Raw genomic sequence first — 16,720 nt, 5'->3', positions numbered from 1 at the left:
TCCCCGCCCCGCCCGGCCGGCGTGGTCCGCGAGGGTCCGACCCGCCACCTGTGCCGGCCGTATGCTGACGTGCTCACGAACACGCGTGCGGGACGTCGTACGGCGACGCAGGAGAGCCGCCGCCGTCACCACCGGCTTTCCGCCGCCACCCCACACGTAGCCGCAGGCCGGGCCCGCGAGGCGTGTCCGCGTGGTACCGCCTTCAGCACGAGCGACCACGACAACCGGGCCGGCGCCTCAGTACTCCCGCGTCCGGTGCACCTCGCCCGTCCCCAGCGTGATCACGGCCCGGGGGCGCATGGGGCCGTCGTCGCGCCGGGAGAGCAGGACCACCTCCCCGACCACCACCGACACCGTGCCGAGTCGCGCGGCACACTCGGCGGCAAGGCGGTTCGGGTCCCGGGTGCGGCCGAGGGACAGATGCGGGGTGAAACCCTCACCGCGTCCCTGACACAGCGGGAACCGCAGCCGCAGCTCCCGGTGCAGACGGGCCCAGGGTGCCGGGTCGACCGCGGCCGGGTCGAGCCACACCGTGGCGTAGTGCCGGTGCCGGAAGGAGCGCACCCCGGCCAGGCGCGCCCTGAACGCAGCGCTCCGAGCCGCCCCGGCGGAGAGCAGCGGTACGGCCCGCTCGAACTCCTCCTCCGGTACGAAGCCGAACAGCAGGTTCACGTGCGGCGGCCACCGGCGCACCTGCGGATCGTGCTCCCAGCGGATCTCCTGGATCGCCGGCCAGAGCTCCGGCGGCGGCAGCCACGCCACCGCGGTCCGCGGCGTCGGCGCCACCCTGAGCGCGTCCGCCGGCTCGGCCCCGCCGGAAGCCGCGTACCCGTTCACCCGGCCGTGGTCCCGGACAGGGCGGTGCCGCAGTGACGCGGGCGCCCGAGGGCGAGGAGGGCCGTGTCGTCGTCGAGTCCGTCGCCGAAGCTGACCAGCAGGCGGATGAGGGCGTCGATCACGGTGCGGGGGTCCGCGGGGGCGAGCTCGCCGGCGAACGACAGCAGCGCGTCGTAGCCGTACAGGTCGCTCTTCTCTCCGGTGCGGGCCTCGGTGAGGCCGTCGGTGTAGAACAACAGCGTGTCGCCGTGGTGGAGAGCGGTGCGGATCGTCGTGAAGGAGGCGTCGGGGAAGGCGCCGACCAGCAGTCCGCCGGGCGTCGGCAGGTACTCGGCCCGGCCGTCCGCCCGCAGCAGCAGCGCGGGCGGGTGGCCGCCGGAGGCCAGGAGGACGCGGACGCTCTGCCCTTCGGATTCCAGGGTGCCGAAGACGGTGGTGCAGTAACGGGGGTCCCCGCCGCCGTAGCGTTCGAGGAGTGCCGAGTTGAGGGCGGACAGGACGGCCTCGGGGCCGAGCCCGTGCAAGGCCGCGCTGCGCAGGGTGTAGCGGACGAGGGAGGTCGCCGCCGCGGCCTTCGGGCCCTTTCCGCAGATGTCCCCGAGGAAGAACGCGAAGCGGTCGTCGCCGAGGGGGAACAGGTCGTAGAAGTCGCCGCCCAGCTGTATCGGGGAGGCCGTGTGGTAGTAGGCGGCGGTCTGCACGCCGGGCACCGCCGGAAGACCGGCCGGGAGCAGGCTCTGCTGCAGTACGGTCAGTGCCTCGCGCAGCTGCTCGCGGTCGGCCTCCGCCTGGCGGCGGGCCTCCTCGGCCGCGCGGCGGGCGCGCAGCAGCTCGGTCTCGTAGGCACGCCGGTCGGTGGCGTCGAAGACGGTCGTGCGGATCAGCAGGGGACGTCCGTCGGCGCCGCGCTTCACGGCCGAGGTGATCAGCACCGGAAGCCGGGACCCGTCCGCGACCTTCATGTCGAGCGCTATGCCACCCACATGCCCCTGCATGCGCAGCAGCGGCGCGTAGTGGGTCTCGTGGTACAGCTTGCCGCCCACGGTCAGCAGGTCGGCGAAGTGCCGGCGGTGCACGACCTCTTCCCGGGAGAGGCCGAGCCAGCCCAGCAGCGTGTTGTTGACCTTGACGATGGTCCCGTCCATCAGGGTGGACAGGTAACCGCAGGGGGCGGACTCGTACAGCTCCTCCGTACTGTCCTCCAGCAGGGCGGTCACGTCCGTACCGATGCGTGGCCGCGCCTCCCCGGGGGGCCTGGGAGCCGGGGAGGAGCCGGACATCAGCCCAGCTCTTCCACGAACGTGGTGATCGCCCGGGCGGTGGCCTCGGGAGCGCTCAGCTGCGGGCAGTGGCCGGTGGCGGCCAAGGTGATCAGGCGGCTGCCGGGGACGGCGGCGTGGACGTACGCCCCGACCTCCCGGGGCGCGATGACGTCGTGCGCGCATTCGAGGACCAGGGTGGGCACGGTCACCGTCTTCAGGTCCTGACGGCTGTCGGACAGGAACGTGGTGCGCGCGAAGACGCGCGCGATGTCCGGGTCGGTGGCGCAGAAGCTGTTGGTCAGCTCCGCGCCCAGTTCCGGCCGGTGGGGGTTGCCGATGATGACCCGGGCCATGGTCGCGGACCATCCGAGGTAATTGGCCTCCAGCGAGTCCAGCAGCTCGTGGATGTCCGCCGCGGTGAAGCCGCCGCGATAGTCCTCGTCGTCGGTGTAGGAGGGTGAGGGGCACACCATGACCATGGAGCCGATCCCGCCCGGTACCGCCGCGGCGGCCAGGACGCCGACCATGGCGCTGACCGAGTGGCCCACGAACACGGCGTCCCGCAGGTCCAGCTCCTCGCACACGTCCACCACGTCCTGGGCGTAGCCGTCCAGGGTCGCGTAGCGCTTCTCCCGCCACGCCGCCAGGTCGGAGCGGCCGGAGCCGACGTAGTCGAACAGCACCACGCGGAAGCGCCGCGCCAGGCCGGGAGTCACGAGGCGCCACAGGTTCTGGTCACAGCCGAAGCCGTGCGCGAGGATCAAGGTCCGGCCGGACTCCTGCCCGATGACCCGGACGTTGTTCCTGCGGAGGATGCCCATCTCCCCATCGTCCCACGTCAGGGTCGGACCCGACGGTTTCGTCGCGCCGGCGGTCCCGGCCGTCGAGTGATCGCACGGGGACAGCGCCGCCCGCTGTGGCGGCGCTGTCGTCGACGCGTTCAGCCGGCCTTCTGCCGTTCGCGGAGCTCGTGCACGTTGCTCGCGGTGAGGGTGCCGTCCTGCTGCTCGTAGTGGGACAGGGCGAGACCCAGGCCGAAGAAGGTGGGGGCCCATTCGCCGACGAAGATGCCCCAGCGGTCGGCGCGGTCCAGGCCGGTGCCGGGTTCCATCTTCAGGGAGCCTATCCACGCGGCCACCGTGAGGCCGATGGAAGCCATGCCGGCCAGGTAGGCGTGCTCGCTGCGGATGCCCATCTCGTGCATTTTCTTGATGATCATGGTGTGCTCCAGGTCCATGCCGGTGGTCCGGATGGTTGCGGTCGCTTCGACACCAACCCGGTTGCCCGATTTGCCGAGAGGCATGTCTATTTCGTGATGGTTTGTGGCGTTTCTTGATTGCCGTTTCAACATGCCATCGAGGAAGGGCCCGGAGCAGGTCAGTCCTTCACCGCTCCGCCCAGCCCGGAGACCAGCCGTCGCTGCACGAGGACGAAGAACACCAGCACCGGAACGGTCATCACCGTGGACGCCGCCATGACCCCGCCCCAGTCCGGCTCGTCGGGCTTGTAGAAGACCAGCAGGGCCATCGGCAGGGTCGACTGCGAGGTGTCGCTGATGATGAACGACTTGGCGAACAGGAAGTCGTTCCAGGCGGAGATGAAGGAGAACACGCTCGTGGCCACCAGCCCCGGCAGGACCAGCGGGAGGAGGATCCGCCACAGGAAGCGCGCGCGGCTCGCCCCGTCCAGGTACGCGGCCTCCTCCAGGGACTCCGGAACGGCCCGCACGAACCCGCGCAGCATCCAGATCGCGAACGGCAGCGAGAAGGCGATGTGCGGCAGGATCAGGGAGCCCAGCGTGTTCAGTTGACCGAGGTCCCGCATGAGGAAGAACAGGGGGATGGTGAGCGCCTCCACCGGCACCATCTGGGCCACCAGGAACATGATGAGCAGGGTGGTCCGGAACCGGAACCGGAAGCGCGTCACCGCGGTCGCGGCGAGGAAGGCGATCAGCGCGGAGGCGATCACGACACTCACCGCGACGGCAAGGCTGTTGACGAAGTACCGGCCGAACTCCTGCTGTCCGAACACGCGTCGGAAGGAGTCCAGCGAAGGCGAAGCCGTCCAGGGTCTCGGCTCGGTGGACTCGATCTCCCCGGCCGGTCTGAACGCGCCGAGCAGCATCCAGTACAGGGGGAAGGCGACGACCGCGGCGACCAGCAGCGCGGTCGCCTCGGCGGCGAGCCGCCAGGGCCGCCGTACCGCCCGACCGTGTACGAGGCTCACAGCTCCTCCCCCTGGCGGCGCAGCAGCCGCAGGTATCCCAGCGTGATCGCGAGCAGGATCAGCAGCGTGACGACGCCGATCGCGGACCCGAGGCTGTACTGCGAGGAGGCGAAGGCCTTCTGGTAGGCGTAGACGTTCAGGACCAGGTTCTGCCCGGCGATGCCGCCGCCGCCCGTCATCACGTAGATCTGGGTGAAGACCTTGAAGTCCCAGATCACCGACTGGACGGTGACGATGACGAGGATCGGTCTGAGGACCGGCGCCAGCACCGAGCGCCAGATCCGCCACTGCGAGGCGCCGTCCAGGGCGGCGGCCTCCAGGATCTCGGCCGGCACCGCGCGGATGCCGGCGTAGACGGTGACCATCACGAACGGGAAGGAGCACCAGACGACTTCGAGCAGGACCAGGAGGAACGCGCTGTAACGGCCGTAGGTCCAGGAGAAGTCGCCGATGCCCAGGAGGCGGTTGACCGGGCCGAAGTCGGGGTCGAAGAGGAACAGCCAGACCGTCGAACCGGTGATCGTCGGTGTGGCCCACGCCCCCAGCGCGGCCAGCAGGAGGGCGAGCCGCGGGACCGCGCGGACCCGGGTGAGCAGGACGGCGAGCGCGCAGCCCACGGCCAGTGTGCAGACCACACAGGCCGCCGCGAAGCCGACCGTCGCCAGCAGCACCTGCCGGAACTGGTCGTCGGCGAAGAGCTCGGTGTAGTTGGCCAGGCCCCGGAAGCGGGTGGGCTCCCCGCCGCTGACCTGGGCCTGGGTGTACTCCAGGAACGAGATGAGGCCGAGCTGGTAGACGGGGTAGACCAGCAGGCCGCCCAGAACGAGCAGTGCGGGCGCGAGACAGAGCCAGGGCGTCCATCCGCCCGAGGTGCGCGGGGCCGCGTTCGAGGTGCGGCTGCCGCCGCGTGGGCGCGACGGGCCACGCACCACCCGCACCCGCCGAGGCTCTGCGAGTTCCGCCCCGGAAGCCGCCGTCAGCCGGCTCACCTGGCGGTTCCGAACGCCTCGTCCATCTTCTTCGCCGCGTCGGCGGAAGCCGCCGCGACGTCCTTCTTGCCGCTGACGATCTCCTGGAACATCGTCGGCAGCACCAGCGAGGAGTCGATCCGGGCCCAGGCGGGCGAGACGGGCACGAACCTGGTGCCGGCGGCGAGGGTCCGGACGAACGGCCTCACGTACGGCTTCTCGGCCGCGGCCCGCTGCCGTACGTCCGTGAAGGTCGGCAGGAAGCCCATCGCGTCGAAGAGTTCCCCTTGCGTCTTCTTCGAGGCGAGCCGTTTCATCAGGTCCACGGCGAGCGTGCGGTGCGACGTGCTCTTCAGGACGCCGATGTTGTTGCCGCCCGCGAACGCCGGCGCGATCGAGCCGGGCTTCACCCCCGGCAGCGGCACCACCGCGTACTTCCCCCTGACCTTCCCGGCCTCCACGGCGGCGTGGCTGAAGTCGCCGCCGATCGCCATGGCCGCCTTCCCGGAGGCGAACGCGGTCACGGTGTCGTTGCCGCCCATGCCCGCGCACTTGGCGGCGGGACAGTTGTCGTCGCCGAAGAGGGAGGTGTACGCCTCGATGCCCTTCCGGGCGGCCGGACTGTCGATGGCGGAGGTGTACGCCCCCTCCTTGTCCGTGGCCAGATCGCCGCCGTCGGCCCAGATGAACGGCATCGCGCCGTAGGTGTAGGCGCCGCCGACGGCGAGGCCGTACAGGCCGGGTCTCGCGGCCCGGATCTTCTTCGCGGTGGAGATCAGCTCGGCCTGCGACTCGGGCGCGCGCAGGCCGAGTTCGCGGAAGACGTCGGTGCGGTAGTACAGCGCGCGGACGCCGACGAAGTACGGCGCCCCGTAGACCCTCCCGTCCACGGTGACCGACCGCCGGGCGGTCGGATCGGTGTCCTTCGCCTCGCTCCAGGCGTCGAACTCCCGGGTGACGTCCGCGAGTCCGCCGTCCCGCACATAGCCGGCGGTGTCGGTGTTGCCGTACTCGATCACGTCGGGCGCGGACTTCGGGTCGTTGAAGGCGGCCTTGACGCGCTGGGCGCGGGTCTCCACCGGGATGTACTCGACGGTGACGTCGGTGCCGCTGTGCGCCTTCTCGAAGCCGGCGATCACCGCGTCGACGACGCGCTGCTTCGGCTGGTTGTCGACCTCCTGGAAGAGCCAGAGGCGCACGGTGCCGGTCTTCTCGTCCTTGTCGGAGGCGGAGGTGCCGGAGGTCTGGGGCGCGCAGGCGGAGACGAGGGCGGTGGCGAGCGCGGTGAGCCCAACGAAACGGACGGACAGCTTCATGCAGTGCTCCTCCGATGAGGCGTTGCAACATGCGCAATGGTGATTTCGCTGTGCACAACACATCGGAGGCTAGGCACTGCATGAACACGCCACAAGAGGGCGCCACCACTCTGTGACAGCGGCACGCACTCCGCGCAACGCCCGCCGCCCGCCGAGCGGTCCGCGGGCGGCGGACCGGGAAGCCGGTCACTGGACCGCGAAGGCTGTCACCGGACCGGGAAGGCGTTCAGCGCACCGGGAAGGCGGTCACCGGACCGGGAAGCCGAACTCGTACCCCTGCTGCTTCAGCCACGGCAGCACGGTGCGCAGGGCCGTCACCGTCTGGGAGCGGTCGCCGCCCGCGTCGTGGAAGAGGATCGTGGGCCCGTTCGGCACCTCCCGCTCGACGGTCGCGATGATCGCGTCGCTGCCCGGCCGCTCGAAGTCCTTGGAGTCGACGTTCCAGCCCAGCGGCCGCATCCCGTGCGAGGCCGCCAACTTCCGGCTGTACGGGGTGAACGCGCCGCCCGGGGCCCGGTAGTACGTCGGCCGTACCCCGCCCGACGCCTTGGTGATCTGCCGCTCGGCGTCCTCGATCTGCTGCGCCTGGTAGGCCTGGGACTTGGTGTCCATGGTGGTGTCGTGCGACACCGTGTGGTCGCACAGCCGGTGCCCGGCGGCCACCACCTGCCGGACCAGCTCGGGGTGTGCCTCGGCCTGGGTGCCGACCATGCAGAACGTCGCCTTCACACCGTTGTCGCGCAGCACTTGGAGCACCTGCGGGGTCCAGACCGGGTCCGGGCCGTCGTCGATGGTGATGTTCACCGCGTGCTCGCCCTGGTCGGAGGCGTGGACGATGGTGGCGGACACGGGATGGGCCCGGGGCGCGGCGGCCCGGGCGGACGCGTGCGGCGCGGCCGGCCCACCGCCGGTCTGGCCGGCCTGCGCCGTCCACACCGACGTGGCGGCTGCCACCGCCGTGACCCCGACCGCCGCCGCGATCACCCGGCCGTACCATCCCCGTCCACCGTGCCGCGCCATGTCCGTCCGCCCCCTGCCGTGCCGATGCCTGTGCCGTGCTGATGAGGTGCAGTGCCCAAGCACCGCGCACCCCTTGCACCTGGCAGGACGGCCGGGGTTGGGGGAAGGATCCGTCTGTTACGGATCACGGACAGTTCCGGGGCGCGTCCGGGACAGTTGCCTGCCGGGGCCGGATCACCCTGCTCGACCAGAGCGGCAGCGGCCTGTCCGCGAACGGTGGCTGGTGTGGCGTGTCCCGGGGCTCCGTCCTCGCGCCGCGCCAGGAACCGCTGACCCGGGGGCTGAGCACACTGTTCCCGGCGGCCTTCGCCCGCAGCATTGTCCGCTCCTGGGGCAACGGCCACTTCATCGGTGACGGGGCAACGGCTGCGACGGCGGCGATGGCTGCGATGGCGAGAGCGCGGAGGAGTGCGACGCGCCACACCCTCGGTACCTCCGGCACGGAAGCAGTGGTCGCGGCGGAAGCGGTGGTCGCGGCGACGGACGCGTACGCGCCCCGCAGGATGTCACGGACCGCTCATGACGGGTTGTCACAGCCTGCGGAGCGAAGTCGAGTTCCGCGGACCCGGTCGCCCCGGGCACCGAGGAGCGCACGCGCCGCCCGGCGGGCGCTCAGCCGCGCCCGCCGGAGGGTTCATTGGTGGCCGCTCATCCGGAGCGGCCGCTCACCAGTAGTGACGGCGGCCGGCGACCGCGTGTCCCATGGACCCCATGATCCACAGGATGGCTCCCACCACCAGCAGGATGACGCCGATGGTCCACAGGATCGAGATGCCGGTGATGAAGCCGATGATGAGCAGGATGATGCCGAGGGCGATCATGACGTGCCTCCAGCCGATGACGGGGCTCCTGTCCTCCGAGTGCCCCCGAAACGCCCGCCCTATCAGTGCGCTCCGACTTTCAAGAAGTTCTGTCGACAATGTTGACTCGGCGATGCGGCGGCCTCACATTACCTAGCGGTAGCACCCTGCGGTAACCCCGCCGCCACCCTACGGCCCGCAGCTCGCGGTCGCCCCCGCACGCCCTTCGCGTCGTCCCGCACCCCCAGCCCATCGCGTCGCCCCCGCACGCCCTCGGTTCGATCGAGCCGCCCGTTCCCGTGCTCCACCATGCCCTGCACCGCACGCCACCGGGCGGAAGCCACGGCACCGCCATCCCACGGCACCGCCATGCCCGTCCGTCCTGTGTCCTGTCCCGAGAGGGGAGAGCACCGCATGCCCATACCCACCGCACGCCGCGTCCTCACGGCGGCCTGCGCGGCCGTCGGCGCACTGGTCCTCGGCCTCGGCACGGCCCCCGCCCACGCCACCACGCCCCTGAACTACGCCGCCCTCGGCGACAGTTACAGTGCCGCCTCCGGTGTCCTCCCCGTCGACCTCACCAGTCCGCTCTGCCTGCGCTCCACGGCCAACTACCCCCACGTCATCGCCGCCCGGACCGCGGCCCGGCTGACGGACGTGACCTGTGGCGCCGCCCAGACCAAGGACGTCACCGAGGCCCAGTACCCCGGTGTCGCCCCCCAGGCCGACGCGGTCACCGCCGACACCGACCTGGTGACCCTCACCATCGGCGGCAACGACAACGGCACCTTCATCAACGCCATCACGGCCTGCGGCACCGCCGGCGTCCTCAGCGGCGGCAAGGGCAGTCCCTGCGCGGACCGGTACGGCACGTCCTTCGACGACGAGATCGACGCCCACACCTATCCCGCGCTGAAGTCCGCCCTGCGCAGCGTCCGGGCCAAGGCTCCCCAGGCCCGGGTGGCGGTGCTCGGCTACCCGTGGATCACGCCCGCCACCGCCGACCCGTCCTGCTTCGTCAGGCTGCCGCTCGCCACCGGCGACGTGCCCTACCTGCACGCCCTCCAGGCGCACCTCAACGCCGTGGTCCGGCGCGCCGCCGAGGAGACGGGGGCCACCTACGTCGACTTCTCCGAGGTCTCGGCCGGACATGACGCCTGCCGGGCCGTCGGCACCCGGTGGATCGAGCCGCTGCTGTTCGGGCAGAGCGTCGTCCCGGTCCACCCGAACGCCCTCGGCGAGCGGCGCATGGCCGAACACACCCTGAGCACCCTCGGCCTCGGCTGACGGACGCCGCCGCACCGGGCCGCCGGTCAGGCGTCGGCGAGCAGCGGGTCGTACGGCGTGGAACGCTCCCGGCCCGACATGAAGGCCAGGAAGTCCCGCACGAAGGCGCCCCGCGCGTACGTGCCGTCCGCGCCGGCCACGTCCCGCCGGAACCCGGTGCGGAACAGCGCCCGGTACTCGGCCGCGTCGACACGTCGGTCGCCGTCCGCGTCGGTGACGTCGAAGAGGACCTCGGCGACCCTGATCAGGGCGGGCCCGGCCAGCGACGGCACGGCCGCCGCGTACTCCCGGGCGCTGACGCGGCCGTCGCCGTCGGTGTCGAGGGCCGCCTGGAGCTCGCGCCACCAGCCGGCGAAGGCGTCGTAGAGCCGCGTCTCCTCCGGCTCGTCCAGGTCGAGGCGGCCGGCGAGTTCCCGGGCCATGGCGGCGAGGTCGGGCCAGTCCAGATAGCCGTCCCCGGTCTGGTCCAGCACCGCCGCGAAGAACTCCTCCGCGCCCCGCCGCGACGCGCTCCCCGGGTCGGGGTCCGGCTCCTCCGGCGGCAGGGGTGTGATCAGCCGGACCAGGGCCCCGGCCCGCCTCATCCGGTCCCGCAGCGCGCTGATCGTCCGGGCCCGGGGGTCGTCGCTGTCGGGGGAGAGGAAGAGCAGGTCGACCACGCCGTCGGTCCGGAGCAGGCCGTCGGGCAGGAACCGCGCGAGGCCGGCGGCCAGGTAGGCGCTCTGCATCAGGGTCTGGGCGCCGGGCAGCTCGGGCAGCCCGGCCCGCCGTCGGAAGGGCTCCGGCAGGGACGCCACGGTGATGACACCGATCAGCGGGCCGACGAGCGCGCGGCCGGCCGCCCACAGCGTGGGCAGACCGTGCAGCAGCGGCGGCACGGGCAGATGGTCGAAGAGCCGGTAGAGGATGACGCGCATCGCCTCCGTGTTCTCCAGCCGTTCCTCGACCACCCGGTCGTAGTACGGCCAGAACTCCTGGACGGTGGGCGGAAGATGCCGGGCATCACCGTCCAGCAGGGCGAGGTAGGCCCGGAATTCGGCGTACAGCCGCTCGATGGCGTCCTGCTCCAGGGGCTGCCCGCTGAGGCGGCACATCGTGACGCTGCTCTCGAAGAGCGTCGCGACCACCCAGGCCCGCACCTCGGGGTCCAGCGCGTCGTACGGCCGGTCGTGCGCGTCGGTGCCGCGCAGCCGGGCGTGCAGCCGGTTGAGCCGGGCCGCCTCCCTGCGCCGTACCGCGTCGTCGGGCCCGAACATGCGCTGCAGACTGACGATCGTGTTGCGCAGCCGTCGCCACGGGTGCGTCACGAACGTGGAATTGTCGATCAGGGCCCCGCCGACCTGAGGGTGCGCCGCCTCCAGCACGGTCGCCCGGACGATGGCCAGCGCCCAGCGCGGATCATTGAAGAACGCGTGGAACTGACTGCCTTCGCCGAAGAGTTGGCCGACACCGGCCTCGGTGCCGGTGTTCCTGGGCTCGTTGCCGCGCGTGTCCGTCACGGTCGTCGTTCTCCGTTCGCGTCGGGCGCCACGCCGCCGAAGCGGCGGTCGCGCTGCTGGTAGGCGTGCAGGCACTCCACGAAGTGCGGCGCGCGGAAGTCGGGCCAGAGCACCGGCGGGAACATCCATTCCGCGTAGGCGACCTGCCAGAGCATGAAGTTGGAGATGCGCTGTTCCCCGGAGGTCCGGATGACGAGGTCCACATCGGGGGTGTCGGGGAACGGCAGATGAGCGGCGAAGCTCCGCTCGTCCACCGCCTCGGCCGGCACCCCGCTGCGGATCAGGGACCGTGCCGCCGCCACGATGTCCCGGCGCCCGCCGTGATCGAAGGCGACGGTCAGCGTCATACCCCGGTTCTCACCGGTGAGCGTCATCAGATCGGCGAAGTCCCCGGCCAGTGCCGGGGGGATACGGGGATCCGCCACCCCGAGGAACCGGCAGCGGATCCCGCGCGCGTGCAGCAGCGCGGCGTGTTTGCGCACCACGCGGCGGACCAGCCGCATCAGGAAGTCGACCTCGGCGCTCGGGCGCTGCCAGTTCTCGGTGGAGAACGCGTACAGGCTCAGCCACTCCACGCCGGCCGTCCGCGCCGCCTCGATGACGTCGATCACCGTCGTCTCCGCCGCGCGGTGACCCGAGGTGCGCGGCAGTGAACGCCGCGCCGCCCAGCGGCCGTTGCCGTCCATCACGCAGGCCACGTGCCGCGGCGTCCGCCGGACCGAGCCGCTGCCCCCAACCGTCACGCCTGCCCCCCCCAGCGATGAGCGGACCCCTCGTCCCGTCCAGAGTGGCAGCCCCGGGTTCCGGACACGGCACAACGCCCGCCGTTCACCCTTGGTACGGCTGTCCGAGGGGTGTGAGGCGCGTGCGGGGGCTCGCCTCCGGGCGCGCGCTGGTGCTGCCCCCCGCCCCGAACCGCCTGCCCGCCGGAGTGAACGCGGCCCGGGCGGTGCCTAGCGTCAGGGGACATGGCGATCTCCTTACCGAGTCCCGCGTCCCGTGCACCGAGTCCCACGTCCCGTGCGCCGGGTTCCGCGTCCCGCCGTCCACGGGGTTCCGCCTCCCGTCCGCCCGGTTCCGCATGGCGCCCGCGTACCGGCCTCGCGGCCCTGGCCACGGCCTGCCTGGTGGCCGTCACCCCGGCCGTCACCCCGGCCGCCGCCGCGCCGCAGTCCCGGGACGCCTCCCGCGTCTGCGGCCCGCACCCGGCGCTGAGCCGGTCCGTGGGGCCCCCCCGGGGGCCGCGCCCCGACGCCCGGGGCCCCGGGGGGGTGGACCCCCGCCCCCCCCCCCCCCCCCCCCCCCCCCCGGCGGGGCCCCCCCCCGGGGGCCCGGCGCGCGCCCCCCCCCCCCCCACCCCCCCCCCCCCCCCCCCCCCCCCCCCCCCGCCCCCCCCGCCCCCCCCCCGGGCCCCCCCCCCCCCCGGGGCCCGGCCCCCCCCCCCCCCCCCCCCCCCCCCCCACGACCGGATCGCCGGTGCCGCGGTCCTGGTCACCGGCGCCGACCCGGACGCCCCCTGCGCGCGCTGGACGGCGACCGACGGCGTGGCCGAGCTGCGCACCGGCCGCCCCATGAACACCACCGACCGGCTGCGCGTCGGCAGCGTCACCAAGACGTTCACCGCGACGGTCGTCCTGCAACTGGCCGCCGAGCGGCGGCTGTCCCTGGACGCCCCCGTCGAGCGCTACCTGCCCGGCCTGATCCGCGGCGGCGCGTACGACGGCCGCCGGATCACCGTACGGCAGCTCCTGCGGCACACCAGCGGACTGCCCGACTACCTCGACGCCCCCGAGTGGCAGCACATCGAACGACTGCGCCACCGCCACTTCGAGCCGCACCTGCTCATCGCCCGGGCCCTGCGGCTGCCGCGCCCTCAGCGGACCTGGCACTACGCGACCACGAACTACCTCGTCGCCGGGCTGATCGTGCGCGAGGTCACCGGCCACAGCCCGGAGACCGAGATCAGCCGCCGGATCATCGCGCCCCTGGGGTTGCGCGACACGTACTGGCCCGGTGACGAGACCCGCATCCGGGGCCCGCACTCGCACAGCTACTTCACCGCGGAAGACGGCCGCCGGGTGGACGGCACCGCCTGGAACACCACCTTCGGCGGGGTCGGCGGGGCCCTGGTGTCCACGCCGGCGGACCTGACCCGGTTCGCCCGCGCGCTGCTCACCGGACGGCTGCTGCCCGCGCCGCAACGCGCCGAGATGCGGCGCACGGTGGCCGCCGACCCCGACCGGCTCTGGCCCGGCGCCCGCTACGGGCTCGGCCTGATCTCCTCACCGCTGTCCTGCGGCGGCCTCTGGTGGGGGCATGCCGGGACCGTGCCCGGCGGCCACCGGGCGCTGGTCGCGACCGGCCCGGACGGCCGCGCCGTCGCCGTCGCCCTGAACGAGGTGCCCGCCACGCTCCAGGCCGAACAGGACTTCCTCGACGTCGTCGACAAGGCCCTCTGCGAGGCCCCGTCCGCCGAAAGGACCCCCGCATGACCCCCGCCACCTTCCCACGCCGCCTCCTCTCCCGGGCCCCGGCGGCCGTCACGCTGTCCCTCGCGGGCGCGCTGGCCCTGGGCACCGCGCCCGCGTCGGCCGCCCCGGCCCGCCCGGCCGCCGACCCCCTCGCCCGCTACCACCACCAGCACCTCCACTGGAAGAGCTGCCGGCTCGGCCCCGACGACGCCACCGGCGAGGAACTCGAACAGGCCGGTGCCCAATGCGCCGACGTCACGGTGCCGTTGGACTACGCCCGCCCCGACGGCCGTGCGATCACCGTCGCGATCTCCCGGATCCGGGGCACCGACACCGCCCACCGCGTCGGCGCGCTGCTGCTCAACAGCGGTGGTCCCGGCGGGCAGACGCTCGGCGATCCGCCGTGGGTGCGCACGGCCATGAAGGACGTCGCCGAACGCTACGACGTGGTCGGGGTGGACCCCCGCTTCGTCGGCCGGAGCACCACCCTGGACTGCCACTGGCCCACCGGCAGCATGATCCGCGGCGCCGGCACCGGCCGCGCCGCCTTCGACCGCGTGGTCGCCCTCTCCAAGGACCTCGCCCGCCGCTGCCGTACCCACGCCGGGGACCTGCTGCCGTACGCCACCACCCGGAACACCGCGCGCGACATGGACGTCATCCGGGCGGCGCTGGGCGAGCGCAGGATCTCCTACCTGGGCTACTCCTACGGCACCTACCTCGGCCAGGTCTACGCGACGATGTTCCCCGGGCACACCGACCGGGTCGTCCTGGACGGCGTGGCCGACCCCGCCCGTTACGGTCCGCGGCTGCTGCGGGGCACGGAGGAGGCCAACCGGCACGCCCTGCGCGACTGGGCCGACTGGACCGCCGCCCACCACGAGATCTACGGGCTGGGGCGCACCGGGAGCGCCGTACTGGCCACCGTGGAGGCGGTCAGGTCGGCTTCCGCCCGCACGCCCCTGCGCGTCGGCGGGTACCGGGTGGACGACCACGTCCTGCCCGTCCTCGTCTTCAACGGTCTCTCGCAGGACAACCCCACGGCGTACGGCGACTTCGCCCAGGGCGTGCGGGAGCTGCGGCGGGCCGCCGGGGGCCGGCCGGTCACCCCTTCGCCGTGGCTGGCCTCGGCGCTGGAGTTCGTGCTGACCGGGCACGAGTCCCCCTACGGCAGCGCGCAGACCGCCATCCTGTGCGGGGACGTGGCAGCGCCGCGTGACCCGGAGACGTACTGGCGCGATCTGCGGCGTGCCGACCGCCGGGACACGCTGTTCGCGCCCGTCACGAACGACATCAACGCGTGCGCGTTCTGGGAGCCGCCGCGCGAACGCCCGACGACGGTCCGCGACGACCTGCCGGCCCTGCTCGTCAACGCCACCGGCGATCCGCGCACCGTCTACCCCATGGCGGAGGCGGTGCGCCGCGACTGGCCCAGCTCCCGCCTGGTGACCCTGCGCGGAGCGGACCAGCACGCGGTGTACGGCGTCTTCGGCAGCCGGTGCGTGGACGGCGCGGTCAACCGCTACCTCGCGACCGGCCACCTCCCGCCCGGTGACCTCGCCTGCCCCACTCGCTGACCACCGGATGCGCGTCTGCCCGCGGCCGACGCCCGTGAGTGCTGCCGGCCCGCGCACCTCCGGACCGGCCATGATAGTTTCAACTTCAACAAAACTGCCACGCGGAGGAGCCCAGGTTGACCAGCCCCGTCCAGGCCGGCGCCGACCGGCGGATCTACATCGACAAGCAGAGCCCCAAGGCGTACCACGCGCTGGTGCAGACGTCCGAGGCGGTGCGCGCGGTCACCGCCGACGCCGGCCTGGACCGCGTGCTGGTGGAACTGGTCAACCTCCGCGTGTCCCAGCTGAACGGCTGCGCCTACTGCCTGCACCTGCACACCCGGGCGGCGCTGCGGGCGGGGGACAGCCCGCAGCGCCTCGGCGTGCTCGCCGCCTGGCGCGACACCGACCTCTTCACGCCCGCCGAGCGAGCAGCCCTGGCCCTCGCCGAGGCGACCACGGCCGTGGCCGACACCGCCGCGCAGGACGCCGCCTACGCGACGGCGCGGGACGTCCTCACCGACGACCAGATCTCCGCCGTGATCTGGGTGGCCGTGACCATCAACGCGTTCAACCGGGTCTCCGCCATGAGCCGGCACCGGGTGCGGGCCGAGCAGTGAGGCGGCGCGGGCGTACGGGCTGTCGGACGTGACCGGGACGGTCGCTCGGCGTTCGGCCCATGACGGAACGGCGCGCGATCCCCGTCGCATCCACCTGCGCGGAACGGATCGGTGACGCCCGTGCCGTGATCGGCGAGGACCTGGTGCACGTCTCCGGGACCACCGGGTCCGGCCACCGGACCGCGCCGGCTCCCTCCGGGTGACCGGAGGACCGTGCCGGGTGACGGCCGACGGTTGGCCACAGGCTCAATGTCAGGTAGCCTGACATTGACGCGTGGAGAACCGGAGGTTCCGCATGACCATCGAGTACGCCACCCGGCATCGCGCCCGCTCCTTCATCCCCCCGGAGCCCGGCAGGCCCTACTTCATCGAGAAGGGCCTGGGCGACCGGGCCCATCTGTTCGGTGACCTGGTGACGATCTACGCGGGCGGCGAACAGACCGAGAACGCGTTCAACTTCTTCACCTGCGAAGGGCCGAAGGGGGAGGTGATCCCCGCCCACTCGCACGCGGACACCTACGAGGTCTTCTACATCACCCAGGGCGCGGTGCGGCTCTTCGTGGAGGACCTGGCCGGCGAGCAGTACGAGAAGCTGCTCACGCCCGGGGACTTCGGCTTCGTCCCGAAGAACTGCCCGCACGCCTACCGCATGGAACGCCACCACTCGCAGGTCGTCGGCGTCGCCGCCGGTCCGAACGGCACCTTCGAGCGGTTCTTCGAGGCCCTCGGCACCCCGGCGGACGAACTCGGCCTGCCCGCCCGGCCGTTCGTGCCCGCGCCGGAGAAGTTCACGACCGTGCCCCAGCGGTACGACGTCCGGTTCCTGCCCGACCACCAGTGGCGCACCGGGAGTTGACA

General features: G+C 72.7%; 17 protein-coding genes. 6 read left to right on the top strand and 11 right to left on the bottom strand.

What is annotated here, in order from left to right:
* Positions 1-237 precede the first annotated feature (237 nt).
* The 9 genes from ACH4LD_RS31020 to ACH4LD_RS30980 all read right to left on the bottom strand — a co-directional run bounded on the left by ACH4LD_RS31020 (position 238) and on the right by ACH4LD_RS30980 (position 8,450).
* Complete coding sequence (locus ACH4LD_RS31020; protein WP_398057470.1) at positions 238-837, bottom strand: 2'-5' RNA ligase family protein; 600 nt, start codon at positions 835-837, stop codon at positions 238-240.
* Positions 834-2,120, bottom strand: a complete 1,287-nt coding sequence (locus ACH4LD_RS31015) for a PP2C family protein-serine/threonine phosphatase (RefSeq protein WP_398057568.1) — start codon at positions 2,118-2,120, stop codon at positions 834-836. Before ACH4LD_RS31015 ends, ACH4LD_RS31020 begins: the two co-directional genes overlap by 4 nt.
* Positions 2,117-2,920: an alpha/beta fold hydrolase gene (locus tag ACH4LD_RS31010; RefSeq protein WP_398057471.1), complete on the bottom strand. Its 804-nt coding sequence runs from the start codon at positions 2,918-2,920 to the stop codon at positions 2,117-2,119. Before ACH4LD_RS31010 ends, ACH4LD_RS31015 begins: the two co-directional genes overlap by 4 nt.
* A gap of 119 nt (positions 2,921-3,039) precedes the next feature.
* Positions 3,040-3,318: a hypothetical protein gene (locus tag ACH4LD_RS31005; protein ID WP_103813205.1), complete on the bottom strand. Its 279-nt coding sequence runs from the start codon at positions 3,316-3,318 to the stop codon at positions 3,040-3,042.
* A 158-nt stretch (positions 3,319-3,476) separates the two neighbouring features.
* Entirely contained in the window at positions 3,477-4,325 is an 849-nt protein-coding gene (locus ACH4LD_RS31000; RefSeq protein ID WP_398057472.1) for a carbohydrate ABC transporter permease, read from the bottom strand.
* Entirely contained in the window at positions 4,322-5,263 is a 942-nt protein-coding gene (locus ACH4LD_RS30995; RefSeq protein ID WP_398057473.1) for a carbohydrate ABC transporter permease, read from the bottom strand. The genes ACH4LD_RS31000 and ACH4LD_RS30995 overlap by 4 nt, the downstream gene beginning before the upstream one ends.
* A gap of 47 nt (positions 5,264-5,310) precedes the next feature.
* Positions 5,311-6,609 carry an extracellular solute-binding protein gene (locus ACH4LD_RS30990; protein WP_398057474.1) on the bottom strand — a complete coding sequence of 433 codons (1,299 nt, stop codon included), beginning with the start codon at positions 6,607-6,609 and terminating at the stop codon, positions 5,311-5,313.
* Between the two features lie 246 nt (positions 6,610-6,855).
* Entirely contained in the window at positions 6,856-7,629 is a 774-nt protein-coding gene (locus ACH4LD_RS30985) for a polysaccharide deacetylase family protein (protein WP_398057475.1), read from the bottom strand.
* Between the two features lie 665 nt (positions 7,630-8,294).
* Entirely contained in the window at positions 8,295-8,450 is a 156-nt protein-coding gene (locus tag ACH4LD_RS30980) for a DUF6131 family protein (RefSeq protein ID WP_014676832.1), read from the bottom strand.
* 393 nt (positions 8,451-8,843) lie between these two features.
* On the opposite strand from ACH4LD_RS30980, the gene ACH4LD_RS30975 reads away from it, so the two are divergent.
* Positions 8,844-9,716, top strand: coding sequence for an SGNH/GDSL hydrolase family protein (locus tag ACH4LD_RS30975; RefSeq protein WP_398057476.1), 873 nt, complete (start codon positions 8,844-8,846; stop codon positions 9,714-9,716).
* A gap of 26 nt (positions 9,717-9,742) precedes the next feature.
* On the opposite strand, the gene ACH4LD_RS30970 is transcribed toward ACH4LD_RS30975, so the two are convergent.
* Together ACH4LD_RS30970 and uppS are read right to left on the bottom strand one after the other, a co-directional pair.
* On the bottom strand, positions 9,743-11,215 hold the full coding sequence (locus ACH4LD_RS30970; protein WP_398057477.1) for an oxygenase MpaB family protein: 1,473 nt from the start codon (positions 11,213-11,215) through the stop codon (positions 9,743-9,745).
* Positions 11,212-11,958, bottom strand: a complete 747-nt coding sequence (gene uppS / locus ACH4LD_RS30965) for a polyprenyl diphosphate synthase (protein ID WP_398057478.1) — start codon at positions 11,956-11,958, stop codon at positions 11,212-11,214. The genes ACH4LD_RS30970 and uppS overlap by 4 nt, the downstream gene beginning before the upstream one ends.
* 726 nt (positions 11,959-12,684) lie before the next feature.
* On the opposite strand from uppS, the gene ACH4LD_RS30960 reads away from it, so the two are divergent.
* The 5 genes from ACH4LD_RS30960 (at position 12,685) to ACH4LD_RS30940 (ending at position 16,718) form a co-directional block, all read left to right on the top strand.
* Complete coding sequence (locus ACH4LD_RS30960; protein ID WP_398106200.1) at positions 12,685-13,707, top strand: serine hydrolase domain-containing protein; 1,023 nt, start codon at positions 12,685-12,687, stop codon at positions 13,705-13,707.
* The gene (locus ACH4LD_RS30955) at positions 13,704-15,263 is read left to right on the top strand and encodes an alpha/beta fold hydrolase (RefSeq protein WP_398057480.1); all 1,560 of its coding nucleotides are present in this window, start codon (positions 13,704-13,706) and stop codon (positions 15,261-15,263) included. The genes ACH4LD_RS30960 and ACH4LD_RS30955 overlap by 4 nt, the downstream gene beginning before the upstream one ends.
* A 116-nt stretch (positions 15,264-15,379) precedes the next feature.
* Positions 15,380-15,862 carry a carboxymuconolactone decarboxylase family protein gene (locus tag ACH4LD_RS30950; protein WP_398057481.1) on the top strand — a complete coding sequence of 161 codons (483 nt, stop codon included), beginning with the start codon at positions 15,380-15,382 and terminating at the stop codon, positions 15,860-15,862.
* A gap of 59 nt (positions 15,863-15,921) precedes the next feature.
* Complete coding sequence (locus tag ACH4LD_RS30945; RefSeq protein WP_398057482.1) at positions 15,922-16,065, top strand: hypothetical protein; 144 nt, start codon at positions 15,922-15,924, stop codon at positions 16,063-16,065.
* Between the two features lie 92 nt (positions 16,066-16,157).
* Positions 16,158-16,718 (top strand): quercetin 2,3-dioxygenase, encoded by a 561-nt coding sequence (locus ACH4LD_RS30940; protein ID WP_398057483.1) that lies wholly within the window; start codon positions 16,158-16,160, stop codon positions 16,716-16,718.
* Positions 16,719-16,720: the final 2 nt, after the last annotated feature.

Source organism: Streptomyces sp. NPDC017676 (assembly GCF_044329325.1).
GTDB lineage: Bacteria > Actinomycetota > Actinomycetes > Streptomycetales > Streptomycetaceae > Streptomyces.
This window is presented reverse-complemented; position numbering and strand designations above follow the sequence as displayed.